14 protein-coding genes are annotated in these 16,224 nt (G+C 68.3%); 7 read left to right on the top strand and 7 right to left on the bottom strand.

The window, feature by feature from the left end:
* Window positions 1-109: 109 nt before the first annotated feature.
* The 6 genes from DIE16_RS18625 (at window position 110) to DIE16_RS18600 (ending at window position 6,260) form a co-directional block, all read left to right on the top strand.
* On the top strand, window positions 110-1,000 hold the full coding sequence (locus DIE16_RS18625) for an IclR family transcriptional regulator (RefSeq protein WP_044845343.1): 891 nt from the start codon (window positions 110-112) through the stop codon (window positions 998-1,000).
* 315 nt (window positions 1,001-1,315) lie between these two features.
* On the top strand, window positions 1,316-2,431 hold the full coding sequence (locus DIE16_RS18620; protein WP_409364456.1) for a porin: 1,116 nt from the start codon (window positions 1,316-1,318) through the stop codon (window positions 2,429-2,431).
* 38 nt (window positions 2,432-2,469) lie between these two features.
* On the top strand, window positions 2,470-2,682 hold the full coding sequence (locus tag DIE16_RS18615) for a DUF3311 domain-containing protein (protein ID WP_124893087.1): 213 nt from the start codon (window positions 2,470-2,472) through the stop codon (window positions 2,680-2,682).
* A complete protein-coding gene (locus DIE16_RS18610) occupies window positions 2,679-4,157 on the top strand; it encodes a sodium:solute symporter (protein WP_044845341.1) in 1,479 nt (492 codons plus the stop codon). Before DIE16_RS18615 ends, DIE16_RS18610 begins: the two co-directional genes overlap by 4 nt.
* A 103-nt stretch (window positions 4,158-4,260) precedes the next feature.
* Window positions 4,261-5,745 (top strand): amidohydrolase family protein, encoded by a 1,485-nt coding sequence (locus tag DIE16_RS18605; protein ID WP_124893085.1) that lies wholly within the window; start codon window positions 4,261-4,263, stop codon window positions 5,743-5,745.
* Between the two features lie 131 nt (window positions 5,746-5,876).
* Window positions 5,877-6,260, top strand: coding sequence for a hypothetical protein (locus DIE16_RS18600; RefSeq protein WP_124522053.1), 384 nt, complete (start codon window positions 5,877-5,879; stop codon window positions 6,258-6,260).
* A 112-nt stretch (window positions 6,261-6,372) separates the two neighbouring features.
* On the opposite strand, the gene DIE16_RS18595 is transcribed toward DIE16_RS18600, so the two are convergent.
* The 7 genes from DIE16_RS18595 to DIE16_RS18565 all read right to left on the bottom strand — a co-directional run bounded on the left by DIE16_RS18595 (window position 6,373) and on the right by DIE16_RS18565 (window position 15,179).
* Window positions 6,373-7,935: a methyl-accepting chemotaxis protein gene (locus tag DIE16_RS18595; RefSeq protein ID WP_124893083.1), complete on the bottom strand. Its 1,563-nt coding sequence runs from the start codon at window positions 7,933-7,935 to the stop codon at window positions 6,373-6,375.
* Window positions 7,936-8,370: 435 nt separating this feature from the next.
* Window positions 8,371-9,870, bottom strand: a complete 1,500-nt coding sequence (locus DIE16_RS18590) for an alkaline phosphatase family protein (protein WP_124893174.1) — start codon at window positions 9,868-9,870, stop codon at window positions 8,371-8,373.
* A gap of 313 nt (window positions 9,871-10,183) precedes the next feature.
* Window positions 10,184-10,954, bottom strand: coding sequence for an ABC transporter substrate-binding protein (locus DIE16_RS18585; protein ID WP_124571153.1), 771 nt, complete (start codon window positions 10,952-10,954; stop codon window positions 10,184-10,186).
* Between the two features lie 150 nt (window positions 10,955-11,104).
* Window positions 11,105-12,334, bottom strand: coding sequence for a cyanate transporter (locus DIE16_RS18580; protein WP_124893081.1), 1,230 nt, complete (start codon window positions 12,332-12,334; stop codon window positions 11,105-11,107).
* A gap of 202 nt (window positions 12,335-12,536) precedes the next feature.
* Complete coding sequence (locus DIE16_RS18575; RefSeq protein WP_124893079.1) at window positions 12,537-13,913, bottom strand: FAD-containing oxidoreductase; 1,377 nt, start codon at window positions 13,911-13,913, stop codon at window positions 12,537-12,539.
* Window positions 13,914-14,139: 226 nt separating this feature from the next.
* Window positions 14,140-14,715, bottom strand: a complete 576-nt coding sequence (locus DIE16_RS18570) for a hypothetical protein (protein WP_124487641.1) — start codon at window positions 14,713-14,715, stop codon at window positions 14,140-14,142.
* A complete protein-coding gene (locus DIE16_RS18565) occupies window positions 14,715-15,179 on the bottom strand; it encodes a GNAT family N-acetyltransferase (protein WP_044845332.1) in 465 nt (154 codons plus the stop codon). Before DIE16_RS18565 ends, DIE16_RS18570 begins: the two co-directional genes overlap by 1 nt.
* 178 nt (window positions 15,180-15,357) lie before the next feature.
* On the opposite strand from DIE16_RS18565, the gene DIE16_RS18560 reads away from it, so the two are divergent.
* A complete protein-coding gene (locus DIE16_RS18560) occupies window positions 15,358-15,996 on the top strand; it encodes a LysE family translocator (RefSeq protein ID WP_044845331.1) in 639 nt (212 codons plus the stop codon).
* Window positions 15,997-16,224: the final 228 nt, after the last annotated feature.

Here is a 16,224-nt window from a genome sequence, read left to right as displayed (position 1 = left end):
TGAAAGACGCGCGTCAATCCCGTGCACACCCGGATGCCGCGCGCATTTTGGCGACACGACAATGGCAGCTGATGTATTCCGTTCAATGAAATCATCGAGGAGAATCCGCATGCAGGAACCGCATTCGCCCGGAACGTCGCGTGCCGTACGCATGCCGGCCGCGGACGAGGACGCCGCCGTCGATGCGGCCGGCGCGCCGGGCACCGGCATGCTGCAGCGTGCGTTCGCGATCCTGCGCGCGCTGGCCGGCATGCAGCAGGACGGCGTGCGCGTCACGCACCTCGCGAAGGCCGTTGGCCTCACGCAGGGCACCGCGCACCGGATCCTGCAATCGCTGATCGCCGAAGGGATGGTCGAGCAGGACGAACAGTCGAAGCTGTACCGGCTGAGCGTCGACTTCTTCGCGCTCGCCGCGCTGGCCGGCAACCCGAGCAGCATGCGCACGCTGTGCCGGCCTGCGCTGCTGCGGCTGTGCGCAAGCCTCGGCGAGACGATCTTCCTGCTCGTGAAGAGCGGCTTCGACGCAGTGTGTCTCGATCTGTGCGAAGGCCCGTTCCCGATCCGTTCGTTCACCGGGGACATCGGCGGGCGCATTGCGCTCGGCGTCGGGCAGGGCAGCCTCGCGATCCTCGCGTTCCTGCCGGAAGCCGAGCGCGAGGAAGTGATCCGCTTCAACGTGCCGCGCATTCGCGGTTACGGCGTGCTCGACGAGGTCTACCTGCGCACCGAGATCGAGCGCGTGCGCGAGCTCGGCTACGCGGGCCGCAACAGCGGCGTGCTCGACGGGATGGCCGGCGTCGCGGTGCCGATCCTCGATCGCACCGGCTACCCGGTCGGCGCGCTGAGCGTTGGCACGCTGGCGTCGCGGCTCGGCGACGACCGGATGCCGATGGTCGTCGAGCTGCTCCGGCGCCAGGCCGATGCGATCGGCCCGCGCACGAATCCGTTCGACGCCGCGTTGCGGCGCCCGATGCACGGTCTATCCGGGAAAACCGCATAGGCGCGTCGCGCGTTACCGTTTCGTCAGCTTGCTTACGCGAGCCATTCATGTCTGAGCAGAATGCGTCGCGTCCGGCGGGCTTCCATGCTTTCTATCGGCTTGCAGGCGCGCGCATTCGCCGCCCGTTTCCCCTTCATTCGTCTCCATTCGATTTTCAACTGCCGCCCAGTTGAACATTTCATTTCTTGATGCGACTGCGGCTGGATACCATCCAGCCACTGTCTATACAAGCCGACCGGCGCGTATGGCCAGCATCAACAAAACACAACATCGACAAGACGGTTTGGAGAGGAGATGACGGAGATGGTGCGAACGATGAGCAGGAAGACGGGCGTCGCGTGCATGAGCGCAGCCATGGCGATGAGTTTCGCCGGCGCCGCGCACGCGCAGTCGACGGTGACGCTGTACGGGATCGTCGACGCCGGCGTGACCTACACGAACAATTCGAAGGGCCATGCGCTGTGGCAGTTCACGGGCGGCAACGAATCGGGCCCGCGCTGGGGCTTGATCGGCAGCGAGGATCTCGGTGGCGGCCTGAAGGCGAACTTCCGGCTCGAGAACGGCTTCAACGTCGCGAACGGCGCGCTCGGGCAGGGCGGCCGGATGTTCGGCCGCTCCGCGTGGGTCGGCCTGAGCGGCGCGAACTGGGGCGCGGTGACGCTCGGCCGCCAGTACAACTCGACGCAGGACATCCTCGGCTCGCTGCAGATGAGCAGCTTCCTCGCGCAGTACTCGACGCACCCGTTCGACAACGACGACATCAACAACAGTTTCCGCACCAACAACGCGGTCAAGTACGTGTCGCCGACGTTCGCGGGCCTGCAGGCGAACCTGATGTACGGGTTCTCGAACTCGACGGGCTTCTCGAACGACAACTCGTGGAGCGCCGGCGTCACCTATACGCACGGGCCGCTCAATGCAGGCGCCGCCTATGCGCGCGTGAACCATCCGGCGGCCAGCGCGACGGGCGCCGTTGCGTCCGACAACTACTACCCGGGCTCGGCGTCGGTGTTCGGCGCCGGTCTGTCGAGCGCGGTGCGCCAGCAGATCTGGGGCGCGGGCGGCAATTACACGATCGGCGCGGCGACGCTCGGGCTGCTGTACACGGGCTCGAACTTCGGCCAGGCGACGGGCGGCGCGCTGCGCTTCAACAACTACGAAGGCAGCGTGCGCTACCTGATCACGCCCGCGCTGATGGCCGCGGCCGGCTACACCTATACGAAGGTCGCGCGCGGCGCCGACGACGGTCACTATCAGCAGGTGTCGGCCGGCCTGCAGTACCTGCTGTCGAAGCGCACCGACGTGTACGTGAACGGCTTCTACCAGAAGGCGTCGTCGGGCGTGGGCCACGCGTGGATCGACGGGACCGACGGGCCGTCGTCGACGACGTCGCAGGTGGCGGTGGTGGTCGGCATCCGCCAGAAGTTCTGATGCGCTGACGCGTCGCGCGTCTTCCGGAGGAGACATAGATGAAATTCAGACTGTTGCTGGCGGCGCTGCCGTTCGTCGGGATGTACACCGGCGGCTCGATCGCCGAGGTGCGGCCGCTGCTGTTCGGCCTGCCGTTCCTGCTCGTGTGGAACCTGATCTGGATGGCGGCGACCGCCGCGATCCTCGCGATCCTGTTCCGCCTCGACGAGCGCGACGCGGCCCGCGACGGCCGCACGGGAGACGCGCGATGAACGCCTCGATCATCATCATCGCGGCGTTCGCCGTGTTCGCGCTCGCGATCGGCGTGATGGCGCGGCGCGGCCGCAAGCTCACGCTCGAGCAGTGGGCGGTCGGCGGGCGCGGCTTCGGTTCGCTGCTCACGTTCCTGCTGATGGCCGGCGAGGCGTTCTCGACGTTCTCGTTCCTCGGCGCGAGCGGCTGGACCTACAGCAAGGGCGTGCCCGCGTTCTACATCCTGTCGTACGGCTGCCTCGCGTTCGTGATCGGCTACTGGATGCTGCCCGCGGTGTGGCGCTACGCGAAGGCGCGCGGGCTCGTGTCGTTCGCCGACTACTTCGCGTCGAAGTACGACAGCCGCGCGATCGGCGTGCTGGTGTCGGTCGTGGCCGTGTTCGCGATGGTGTCGCTGCTGATGATCCAGCTGCGCGGCCTCGGCGTGATCGTGTCCGAGATGTCGTACGGGCTGATTCCGCAAGCGGCCGCGATCTGGATCGCCGCGACGCTGATGGCCGTGTACATGGTCGTGTCAGGCATCCACGGCTCGGCGAGCATCGCGATCTTCAAGGACGTGTTGATCCTCGCGATCGCGATCTTCCTCGGCCTGTACCTGCCGATGCACTACTACGGCGGCCTCGGCGAGATGTTCGCGAAGATCGACGCCGCGCATCCCGAACTGCTGCGCATGCCCGAGCACGGCTTCAACCTGAGCTGGTACAACTCGACGATCCTGCTCACGTCGCTCGGCTATTACCTGTATCCGCACGGCTTCACCGCGATCTACGTCGCGAAGGACGAACGCGCGCTGCGCCGCAACGTAATCCTGATGCCGCTGTACCAGGTGCTGATCGCGTTCCTGTTCCTCGTCGGCTTCGCGGCCGTGATGACGGTGCACGGGCTCGAAGGCGCGCAGACCGATCTCGCGCTGCTGCGTCTCGTGAAGCAGACGTTCCCCGCGTGGTTCGTCGGCATCGTCGGCGGCACGGGCCTGCTGACCGCGCTGGTGCCGGGCTCGCTGATCATGCTGAACGCCTCGACGACGATCGCGCGCAACATCTACCGCGAAGGCTTCGCGCCGAACGCGACCGACCGCGAGGTGACGCGCGTCGCGCGGATCGCGCTGCCGATCTTCACGCTGGTGGTCGTCTACTTCGTGCTGCGCGGCGGCGCCACCTTCGTCACGCTCGCGATCTTCTCGTCGAGCCTGCTCACGCAGCTCGTGCCGATGCTCGCGTCGAGCTTCCTGAAGCGGCCGTTCGGCACGCGGGAAGGCGCGTTCGCGGGGATCGTCGCCGGTGCGATCGTGATCGCGCTGACGAACTACTACGGCGTGACGCTCGCGTCGCTGTTCCCCGGCGCATCCAGCACGCTGACGTCGATCAACCCCGGACTCGTCGCACTCGCGGTGAACGCGGTGGTGTTCATCGCGATCAGCGCGGCGCAGCGCAAGCTGAAGGCGCGCGTGGCCGCGCCGGCCCGCTCCGCGTGACGACCCGATCGGCGTGCCGCCGCCGAACCGCCGGGCGACTGCCCGGCGGTTTTTCCGTGCGGCGGCGCCCAGCCCCTTCTAACTACAACAGGACACCGAAACGATGACGACCGAGAACAAGGCCGACGACCAGGCCGACGACCGGCGCGAAGCGATCGACACCCTGATCGCGAACGGCTGCGTGATCACGATGGACCCGCAGCGGCGCGTGATCGAGAACGGCGCGGTTGCCGTGACGGGCGATCGCATTGTCGCCGTCGGCGACACCGCCGAATTGCAGGCGCGCTTCCGTGCCGCGCGCACGATCGACGCACGCCGCAAGGCCGTGCTGCCGGGCCTGATCGATGCGCATGCGCACGCGGGCCACGCGATGCTGCGCACGATCGGCGGCGCGGACGGCGATGCGTGGTCGGCCGCGGCCGAGACGATCTATACGCGCGCGTCGGACGAGGCGTTCTGGGAAACCGAATCGCATCTCGCGGCGCTCGAACGGCTGAAGGCCGGCGTGACGACGGGCGTGTCGCTGCTCGGCGGCGGCAACTCGATCATGCGCGTCGACGATCCCGTCTACGCGCGGCGTCATTGCGATGCCGTGGTGCGCACCGGCACGCGCTCGATCGTGGCCGTCGGCCCGTCGCGCCCGCCCGCGCCGCGTGCATACACGCGCCACGCGCCGGACGGCGGCGAGACGCGCGACATCGATTTCGATACGATGTACGACGTGTGCGAACGCATCGTCGACGAATGCCACGGCGACGCCGACGGTCGAATCAGGATCGCGATCACGCTGCCGGTGTACGGGCCCGAGCATGACCCGGAACTCGCGCAGTACGAGCGGGATTTCCGCGATCAGGCCGCACGCTACGGCGCGCTAGCGCGCGAGCGCGGCCTGACGTTCACGCAGGACGGGCACCGCGCCGGCACGCTCGCGTTCGCGCATCGCGAGCTCGGGCTGCTCGGCCCGACGTCGTTCATGTCGCACAGCATCGACCTGACCGACGCCGATATCGCCGCGTGCGTGGAAACCGGCACCGCGATCGTCCACAACCCGAGCGCGATCATGTCGATCATCGGCCGCTGCCCGGTGCCCGAGCTGATCGATGCGGGCGTGACGGTCGCGATCGCGTCGGACGGCGCGGCGCCCGATCGCGGCTACGACATGTTCCGTCACATGTGGCAGTGCATGCACTACCATCGCCGCCATTTCCGCGACCCCGACGTGCTGCCGCACGGGAAGGTGCTGGAGATGGTGACGATCGACGCGGCGAAGGCGCTGTCGCTCGATCACGAGATCGGCTCGCTCGAAGCCGGCAAGCTCGCCGACCTCATCCTCGTCGACCTGTTTCGCCCGCACATGATGCCGATGAACATGCCGGTGTATCGCGTCACGTGTTTCGCGAACGCGGCCGACGTGTGCATGACGATGGTCGGCGGCCGCGTGCTGATGGAGGATCGGCGCGTGCTGTCGGTCGACGAGAACGCGATTCTCGAGCGCGTGATGGAGGTCGCGGAGACGATGATCGAGCGCAGCGGGTTGCGTCGCCTGCTCGACGAACCGAAGACGCTGTGGGGGCGCAGTCACTACTGAGCGAGGCCGCGCGGGCAGGCATTTGCGCGGTGCGATGTCGGCGAGGCCGGTCCTTTCGGGGCCGGCTTTTTTTCTGGTTTCGCCGCCGACGGACATGCTAGGATTTCTCTCAAACAACTTCGGAGACAGCTATGCCGTTCATCTGCGAAAACGTTGAATGTCGTGCCGTGCTGGCGCGCGGGCAGGTCAAGTCTCGCCAGGATGATGCGGGATGGTGCTTCTACTGCCCGGACTGCAAGGCCAGGAACGAGTTGATGGCGATCGGCACGGCCGGTGGCTCCGTCGAGCTGGTTCAGCCGGAGCGAGCGAGCCCGCCGCACAAGGTCGTCGCGACGGCCCGGCCACTGGACGACGGCAAATACGCGGCGCAATTGCGCGTTCAGCGGGCGCTGGCGGTGAGGGGAACCTACGCGGCCGAAGAGCACTGGGAGCAGCTCGGTGTATTCCCCGATGCGCAGGAGGCTGTCGAGCATGCGAAGTCGTTCGCAACCGACCTGCTGGAGCGGGCGGTCTAGTCACACACGGCACACCGCACACCGGCGATCCACCTGTTTCCCGTCACGACACCGGGCTGCGGCCCGGGTGTCGTGACGGGCCGGCCAGCCCGCCACGGGCCGGGCCGTTACATCACGCCGCCGCCGCTTCTCGCAGACGGAATTGCGCGACGGCATCGCTGAGCCGCGCGCCCTGATCCTCGAGCGACAACGCCGCGGCGGCCGCTTCCTCGACCAGCGCGGCATTGCGCTGCATCGTCTGCTCCATCTGGATGACCGCGGCATTCACCTGCTCGATGCCGGCGGACTGCTCGTCGAAGGCGATGCTCGTTTCGCCCATGATCGCGTTCACGCGCTCGACCGCGACGACGAGCTCGGTCATCGCCGAACCGGCGAGTGCGACGAGACCGCTGCCGTCTTCGACGCGCTGCGCGGAATTGCCGATGAGTTCGCGAATCTCCTTCGCCGCCGATGCGCAGCGCTGCGCGAGCCCCCGTACTTCGGTCGCGACGACGGCGAAGCCGCGCCCCTGTTCGCCCGCGCGCGCCGCTTCGACGGCGGCGTTCAACGCGAGGATGTTGGTCTGGAATGCGATGCTTTCGATCACGCCGACGATGCCGGAAATCCGCGCGGAGCTGTGCGAGATCGCCGACATCGTCTCGACGACGCGCTGCATCGCGTCTCCGCCCTTTGCCGCGATGCCGGCCGCACCCTCGGCGTAAGTGCGCGCATCGCGTGCGTTGTCCGCGTTCTGGCGCACGGTTGCCGTCAGTTGCTCCACGCTCGCCGCGGCTTGCTGCAGCGAGACGGACTGCTGCTCGGTGCGCGCGGACAGGTCGACGTTGCCGCTCGCGATCGTGCGCACGTCGCCGACGATCGTCTCGGTGCTCGCGCGCACCTGGCTCACGGTTTCGACGAGGCCGTCCTGCATGCGCTTCAACGCATTCAACAGATACGCCATTTCGTTTTCGCCCGGAATGACGACCGCGCCGGTCAGGTCGCCTTTCGAGATCCTGTCGAAATGCGCGACGGCGAGATGGATCGGCGCGATGATCGCCTTCGCGAGCACGCGCTGCGCCAGGAAGCCGACGACCAGCGCGAAGGCGGCGACCGCCGCCATGGCCCACACGATCCGGTGGAAGCGTTCGCCGGCCGCGTCGTAGCGCGCCTTCTGGCGCGCGACCTGGAACGATTCGAGCGCATCGATCGCTTCCTGGTAGGCGGTGAAGAGTGCCGGCGGCGCGGTGCGGTGCGTGTCGAGGAAGTCGAAGGCGTTGTCGTGGTCGAGTTGCGACATCGCTTTCAGGAAAACCTGATCGAGCAACATGCGACGGCGCTGCTGCAGCGTATCGAACAAGGCCTGCTCGTCGGCGTCGCGCGCATGCAACCGCGAGTACGCGTCCAGTTCGTCGTCGCTCTGCTTGAGGAGCGTGTGGAGCTGCGCGATTTCCGCCTTCGCGGGCTGGCCGGCGCTGATGATCTGCGCGACGTCGCTGACGCGTTCGCGCAGCACGAGCATGCGCTCCGAGCTGGTTTTCAGGTGCAGCAGCGACGCGGTGTCGTCGCGGTACATTGCTTCGAGCGAGCCGTTGCCGGCGTAGAGCGCGGCGATGCACGCGCCGACGACCAGGACGAGCAGCGCCGTATAGCCGGCGACGGTCGCGACGAGGCCGCCGCGGATGGTGAGTTTTCGCATGACGTTCCCTTGCCGGCGGCCCGACGGGCGGCCGACGGCGGATGTGGATTCCGGATCACGAACGACGACGGGCGCCGCGTTGCAAGGCGGGGCGCCGGGACTGCGAACGGGTTAACGGCGGGCCGGGCGCGGAGGTTTTATCTGCACGCGACGCGAATCTGGATGATTGCGACAGCGGGGGACGGAGGGTGGATGCGTGCTCGTGAAGCACGCCGCGCCGATCGTCGAGGCCACGTCGCATGCGCCGCTCGGGATGCACGCGAATCGTCCGTGGCCCCGGCCATCTGCCGGTCGCCGTCGGCCAGTCGCGACCGGATCTCGGCGATCGACTGATCGCGCTGATACGTGGCGAACTGCCGGGTGTTGCCCTACGGATCCCCGGCCATCGCTCGCCTGTCGCCGTATCGTGTGTCGACCGCCGCCTCCATGCGGCCGTCAGCCTCCGGTCCTGAACCCCAGTGCCGCGGCCTTCGCGCGCAACTCGGCGAAGCGGTCGACCGCCGGATTGGTTGCGGGATTGGCCGCCGGATTGGCCGCCATTTGCGACGGATCCACGCCGGTAACCGAACCGGGCGACGACGGCGCGGTCGTCCCCGGACACGTTCCGCCGAACGGACCTTGCGGGACCGTGAACGCCGGCGCGTCCGTGCGCGGCGCGTCGTTGAAATCGAGCGCGTAAGCGAGATTGAAGGTCGCCGGATCGCTGCCGCGCACGCCGAGCGGCTTCAGCCCGAAACGCCATTGCAGCAGCGCGTGAATCGAACTCGGGTCGAACGGGTAGCGCGTCACCGAGCCTGCCCGCACGCGCGGGCCGAGCAGGGCGAGCGGCACGCGAAAGCCGAGCTTGCCGTCGTTGCCGAGCGCGAGCTCGTTGTTGCTGATCGGCCGGATCGGCGGCACCGCGTGCTCGAGAAACCCGCCCCACTCGTCATATACGACGATCATCAGCGTGCGGTTCCAGGTGGGACTCGTGCGCAGCGCGTCGTACACCTGGTTGAGAAACGCCTGCCCGTCGCGGATGTCCGCATGCGGATGGTCGTCCGCGGACGCACCTTGCAGCTCGCCCGCGAAAACCGGGTCGACCATGCAGAACGGCGGCAGCGTTCCCGCCGCCGCATTCGCCAGGAAATCCGCGAACGCATGCGAGATGCCGAGATAGCGCGTGCCATACAGCGCGGTGAACGGCACGTCGTGGTAGTAGTAACTGCAACCGATGCCGGCGTCGCTCAGGTTGTCCCAGATCGTGCGCAGCGACGAATTGTCGGGGGTGTCGGTGAGGCGGTCGGTGGCGCCGCTGTGCAGGTAGAGGCGATTCGGAAACGTATTGGTCAGCACGCCGCTGAAGTAGAAGTCGCCGATGGTGTAGCTGCTTGCCGCCGCGCTGAAGAACGGCAGGTCGGCCGACGTGTAATAGCCGATGGGCAGCAGGTCGCCCTGGGTCAGGCTCGTCCCGGGCGTCAGGAGCCAGCCGTTCATCTCGCCCGAAGCCAGTTGCGTGCGCGCGCCCTGGTAGGTGTGGTTCGGGTCGTGGTACGCGCATGCCTGATAGCCGTAGGCGGGATTCGCCGACAGCGGAAACGGTGCGTTGGTCCCGCCGAACGCGTCCCTGAACTGCCGATTGGCGGGCATCCCCTCGGCACCCGGCACCCAGCTCATGAAATGGTCGAACGATCGATTTTCCATCGTGACCAGCACGATGTGATCGATGCCGGAACTCGCCGGATCGGGCAACGCCGGCCGCGGCAGGCTGTAGCGATTGCCGCCGTTCGGCGACGGCGTGTCGCCGATCGATGGGGCGCGCGCATTGCCGTCCACGGCCGATATGCCGTCCCCTCCGCCGCCGCAACCCGGCAGTGCGACACTGCCGGCCACCGCGGCAACGCCGGCGAGAAAGCGGCGGCGATCGTAGCGGCGATATGCATTCGTCTCGTCCATGACAACGTCTCCTTCGTTATTAAATGCGGCGCTGGCCAGCCGATCGCGCATCGCGGCAGCCGCGAAGCGACGCGCGCTCGCCGTTCGAACAGGCGAGCGGGCGCAAGGCGCAAGCTTCGTGCCTGTCGCTGAACAGGTGGCACTTCGTCGGTGATTGCGAATAGCGAAGCCGTCGTCAGACGATGGGTCGATGCCATTGCACCGGGCGTGGGTCGAAAGGAGTTGACGAACCGGTTCCGGAAAAGAAGAAAGGGGGCGTCGCACTCGCATGCGCCGCCCCCTTTGAGCCACCGGCCGCAACCGGCCGAGTCCGTCAGTTGTAGATATCGAACGAGAAATACTTCTTCGCGATCCGCTGATACGTGCCGTCCTGGATCAGGCTGGCGAGCGCCTGGTTGATCTGCGTGCGCAGCGCGTCGTCGTCCTTGCGCACGCCGATCGCGGAACCGACGCCGAGCGTCTTCGGATCATGCAGCGGCGGCCCCGCGAACGCGAAGTTCGCGCCCTTCGCGGTCTTCAGGAAGCCGAGATCGGCCTGTACCGACGACTGCAGCGACGCGTCGAGACGACCGGCAATCAAATCCTGATAGACGAGGTCCTGCGTCTGGTACGTGCGCACGATCACGCCCTTCGGTTCCCAGTACGTGCGCGCATAGGTCTCCTGCGTCGACCCCTGTTCGACGCCGACGCTCTTGCCGGCCAGCGACTCGGCCGTCGGCTGCAGGTTCGCGCCGCGTCGCGCGACGAGGCGTGGCGGCACGTTGTTGATCTTGTCGGTGAACGCGATCTGCGCGAGGCGCTTCTCGGTCACGCTCATCGACGACAGCACGCCGTCGAACTTGCGCGCCTTCAGCGCCGGGATCATCCCGTCGAAGGCGTTCTCGACCCATACGCAGCGCACCTTCATGCGTTCGCAGATCGCGTTGCCGAGATCGATGTCGAAGCCGACGAGCGTGCCGTCGGGTGCGAGCGATTCGAACGGCGCGTAGCTGGGATCGACGCCGAGGCGCAGGACGGCCGGGTCTTTCGCGGCGGCGGCGCCGGCCGTCAGCGCGAGCGCGACGGCGATGACGAGCTTTTTCATGATTGTCTCCTTACCGATTGATGTCGTTCTGGGGTGAAGCGAATGGTGGCCGATGGGCGTGACGGCCCGTGCCCGGCCATGCGCGGGCGGCTGGACGAGCGCCGCAAGCGGCCGGCGATCGTCCGGATCAGGGAATCCGGTGCTGCGGTGTCAGCGCGCGGCGCCGGTGACGCGCGCCATGCTGCGCCGGTAGCCGGCGGGCGAGAACGTGGCGTTCAGCGCGGCCATCGACACGATCACGCCGAGATGCATCCACCACGCGATCGCGAAGCCGCCGCCGGCGTCGCGCAGCCAGCCGATCAACCACGGGCTCGCGGCGACGGTCAGGAAGCCGACGCCTTGCACGAACGCGGCGAGCGCACCCGCGAGCCGCGCATCGGGCAGGTGATCGAGCGTGACGATCAGGCTCATCGAGAAGAAGCCGCCGAGCCCGATGCCGACGCTCGCGACCCACATCCACGGCGCGAGCGCGGGCATCGTCGCGAAGCCGGCGAAGCCGGCCGTCTGCAGCGCGAGCGTGAGCCACAGCACCGGGCGGCGATCGTGCGAACGTTTCGCGAACATCGGCATCGCGAGCGCGCCGGCCGCCTGGAACAGCGCCATCCACGCGAGCAGGTTGCCGCTCGCCTGCGGGTTCATGCCGACGCTGCGATAAAACGCGGGCAGCCACGCGACCAGGCTCGCATAGCCGCTGTTGCTGAGGCCGAAGAACAGCGCGAGTTGCCATGCGCGCGGAATGCGTACGAACGCGGCGACGGGCGCCGATGCCGCCGCCGCATGCAGCGCGTCGCGCGGCGCCTTCGCGCGCCACAGCGCGAGCGTGACGAGCGCGGGCACGGCCCACACGGCGAGCGACAGATGCCAGCCGCCGCGCGCGGCGAGCCACGGACTCGCGACCGCGCCGAACGCACCGCCGCCGACCAGCGCGGCCGAATAGAGGCCCATCGCGAGCGGCAGCCGGTCGACGAACCAGCGCTTGGCGAGGCCCGGCGCGAGCGACTGCACCACGGCGACGCCCGCACCCGCGACGATTGCCGTGACGGCCAGTCCGGTGCTGCCGTCGCTCCACAGGCGCGCGGTACAACCCGCGGCGATCAACGCCAGCGCGGCGAGCAGCGCGCGCTGCTCGCCGACGCGCCGCGCGAGCCCGACGCCGAGGCCGGCGACGACACCCATCAGCACGAACGGCAGCGTGGTCAGCAGCGCCGCCGCGCGGAAACCGAGGCCCGTGTCGGCACGCACGAGGTCGAGCACGGGGCCGAACGCGGTCAGGAACGGACGCAGGTTGAGCCCGGCCAGCACCAGCAGCGCGAGCGCGCCATAGGACACGGAAGCCGCGTGCGGGCGGGAAACGGCTTGCGCGGTGCCGGGGTCGGTCATCGGAATGCTCCAGAGGGGGCCGGTGGCCCTGTGATGCGATGCCGAAAGGGTAAAGGCGCGCTCGTCCAGGTGAAAATTAAATATTCGACTGGCGATCAGTGCGGTTTGCGATGGCGCGGCGCCGCGTGACGGGGCCGGATGGGCAATGTGCAGCGCGCGTGCATAACGGGCGCGCAGGATGCACGCCCGTTTCCGCGATCCTTCATTCGACCGGATGCAGATCCTGCAGCAAGGTCGGCACGAGCTCCGACACGGTCGGGTGGATGTGCATCGTGCGGCTGATCGTCGTGTACGGCGCGCCGGCGGCCATCACGTCGAGCATGCCGTGCACGACCTCGTCGCCGGTCACGCCGAGGATCGACGCGCCGAGAATCGCATGGCTGTCCGCGTCGACGATCACCTTCATGTAACCCAGGCTCTCGCCTTTTTCCACCGCACGGCCGACGCGCGTCATCGGCCGCGTGCCGACCAGCAGCCGGCGGCCGGTCTGCTTTGCTTCCGCGAGCGTCATGCCGATGCGGGCGAGCGGCGGATCGATGTACATCGCGTACGCGTTGATGCGGTCGGACACCTTGCGCGAATCGTTGTCGAGCAGGTTGGCCGCGACGATCTCGTAGTCGTTGTACGCGGTATGCGTGAACGCGCCGCGCCCGTTGCAGTCGCCGAGCGCCCAGATGCCGGGCACGCTGGTGCGCAGCTGGTCGTCGACCGTGATGTAGCCGCGCGCGTCGGTCGCGACGCCGGCCCGCTCGAGCCCGAGATCGTCGGTGTTCGGCACGCGGCCGACCGCGAGCAGCAGGTGCGAGCCCGCGACCTCGCGGCGGCCGCCGGTGCAGTCGAGGCCGACCGCGACGCCGTCGCCGTCGCGCCGTGCGCTCAGGCAGTTCGCGTCGAGCTGCACGTCGATGCCTTCGTTCTCGAGAATCTCGCGCACGGCCTGCGACACGTCCTCGTCCTCGCGATGGATCAGGCGCGCGCCTTTCTCGACGATCGTGACCTTCGAGCCGAAGCGGCGGTACATCTGGCCGAATTCGAGTCCGACGTAGCTGCCGCCGATGATCACGAGATGCTCCGGCAGGAAGTCGACGTCCATCATCGTCGAGTTGGTCAGATAGGGCACCGAGTCGAGGCCCGGCATCGGCGGGATCTGCGCGCGTCCGCCGACGTTGATGAAGATGCGTTCGGCCTCGAGCACGTCGTCGCCCACGCGCACCGCATCGGGCCGCTCGAATCGGGCATGACCCTGAAACACCGTCGTGTGGTCGAGCCCGCGCACCCATTGCTCGACGTTGTGGTTCGAGCGGCCGGAGATCCGGTCCTTGCGCGCCTTCACGGCCTTCATGTCGACGCTGACGGGGCCGACCGACACGCCGTACTCCTGCGCGCGCCGCGCGAGTTGCGCGGCATACGCGCTTGCGATCAGCGTCTTGGTCGGGATGCAGCCGGTGTTCACGCAGGTGCCGCCGAAGCGGCCGCGTTCGACGATCGCGACTTTCATGCCGGCGCCGGCGAGCCGTGCGGCGAGCGGCGGCCCGGCCTGGCCCGTGCCGATGACGATCGCATCGAAGTGTTGCGTCATGACGTCCTCCTGCGCTGGTTCAACGTGGGAAGGGACCACGCGCAAGCCGCATGCCACGCCGGCGCGCGCCCGAACGGCGACGAGCGCCTATGGTAGACCGGTTGGCGGGGGGAGGCGAGTCGCGCGGATGCGGGCGACGCGGAACATTGTTCATGACGGCCGGCAGGCTTCATGGCCGGCGGCAACGCGGCTGCGCGCCGGTTGAGGATTGCGCTGCGCGGGTCCTTCAGTCCTTGCGCCGCCATTGGCCGAACGATACCGGCCGGTGCGCATCGGCGCGCGTGACGGTGACTTGGTCGGGCTGCTCGTCGAGCGGAAACGATTCGGTATAGATCTCGCTGGAGAATAGCCAGCCGCGGGTGCGCGGGTCGTAGCGGAACGTCACGAAGTCGCTCCAGTGTTGCCCGCAGGCGACGAAGTTCTGCACGGTGAAATAGCGGCCTTTCACCGCGAGGCCGCTGTCGGCGGCGTCTTCGGGATCGAACGGATCGCACTGGCCGCCTTCGTTCGCGCGCAGGACGACGTGGTCGTTGCGCGCGGCGAGCCGGTACGCGCGATCGGGCTGCTCCTCGAAGATCAGCAGCGGGCGCGGCGACGGCTGCGCGCGCGTATCGGCTTCGCGATGCACGACGACGAGCAAGCTGCGCCGTCCGTTGCCGAGGTCCGGCCCTTCCTGTACAACGAGCGGCCGGTAGCCGGACGGCAGTTGCGTCGCGACCGATGGCGGCAGGTCGCCGGCGCGTGCGCCGGACGACAGTGCGGCGAGCAGCGCAACCAGGGCGCAGCGTGCGGTGGCGATCATCACAGATCCCGCCCGAGGAACTCGGTGCCCGGCACCGGATTGAACGCGACCGGCGGCGCGGGCGTGAAGCCGAGCGAACCATACAGTTGCCGTGCGGCGACGAACTCGGGCAGCACGTCGAGGCACATCCGCGCATAGCCGGCCGCCTTCGCGTCGCGCAGCAGCCGTTCGACGAGCTGGCGGCCGACGTTCAGCCCGCGCGCGTCTGGGCGCACGTACACGCGCTTCATCTCGCACGTCGTCGCGTCGATTTCCCGAAACGCCGCGCAGCCGACCGCGCGCTCGCCGTGCCATGCGAGCAGCAGTTGCCCGCGCGGCGCCGCGTATTTGCCCGGCAGCGCGGCGAGCTCCGGCTCGTAGTCCTGGAACGCGAGGCTGACGGTGGGGCTTGCGATGTATTCGCGGAAGATCGCTTCGACGACGGCGGCATCGTCGGGATAGCGGGCGGCGCGGATCTCGATCATGGGGCGGGGCGCGAGGGCGGGAACGGCAGCCAGCATAGCAGCGCGCGGGCGCTTTCGGCGGGCGGCGAAGCGTGCCAGAATCGTCGGCTTCAGCGTCGGCGATCGATGCAATGCGACTCGATTCTCGACGCGACACGCAGGCGCCGGCATGTCGGCGCCGCCGACCAAGGAGACTTCGATGACTGCATCGGCTGCCGTACTCGCCATTCTGGCCGCGCTGTGGCTTGGCGCAATGATTCCGGGACCGAGTTTCGTGCTGGTCGCCCGCAATTCGATCGGGCTGTCGCGCCGCGACGGGCTCGCGACCGCGCTCGGCATGGGTGTCGGCGGGATCGCGTTCGGCGGCGTCGCGCTGGCCGGGCTCTATACGCTGCTGCAGGCGGTCGAATGGCTGTACGTCGGGCTCAAGGTGGCCGGGGGCGCATACCTGATCTACATGGCGTCGAAGATCTGGCGCGGCGCCGACCGGCCGATCGCGATGGACGACCCGCAGGCCGTCGTCGCCGGCAGCGCGCGCAAGTCGTTCTGGACCGGCCTCACGACCCAGCTGAGCAATCCGAAGACGGCGATCTGGTACGGCAGCATCTTCGCGGCGCTGTTGCCGCAGCATCCGCCGCTGTGGTGCTACCTGGCGCTGCCGCCGCTCGTGTTCGGCGTCGAATTCGGCTGGTACACGATCGTTGCGCTGTGCTTTTCGACCCGCCGGCCGCGCGAACTCTACCTGCGCGCGAAGAAGTGGGTCGACCGCGTCGCGGCCGGCGCGATCACGCTGCTCGGCCTGCGGTTGATCCTGAACGCGCCGAAAGCGGGGATCTGACGGCAGGCGGTGCCGCTCGCGCGCACCGCCGTTTCATTCCCGACGGGCATGCCGGCGCGGCCGGTCATTCCATCCGGTGGCGGGACGGTCCGAGCCGGGCGATTCTTTTGGGCCCATGCGCCCCATCCGCCCGTCCATCAGCCCATCCGCTCATCCGCTCATCCGCTCATCCGCTCATCCGCTCATCCGCTCATCCGCTCATCCGCTCATCCGCTCATCCGCTCATCC

It is taken from the genome of Burkholderia sp. Bp9090 (assembly GCF_003857985.1).
In the GTDB taxonomy this organism is placed as follows: domain Bacteria; phylum Pseudomonadota; class Gammaproteobacteria; order Burkholderiales; family Burkholderiaceae; genus Burkholderia.
This window is presented reverse-complemented; position numbering and strand designations above follow the sequence as displayed.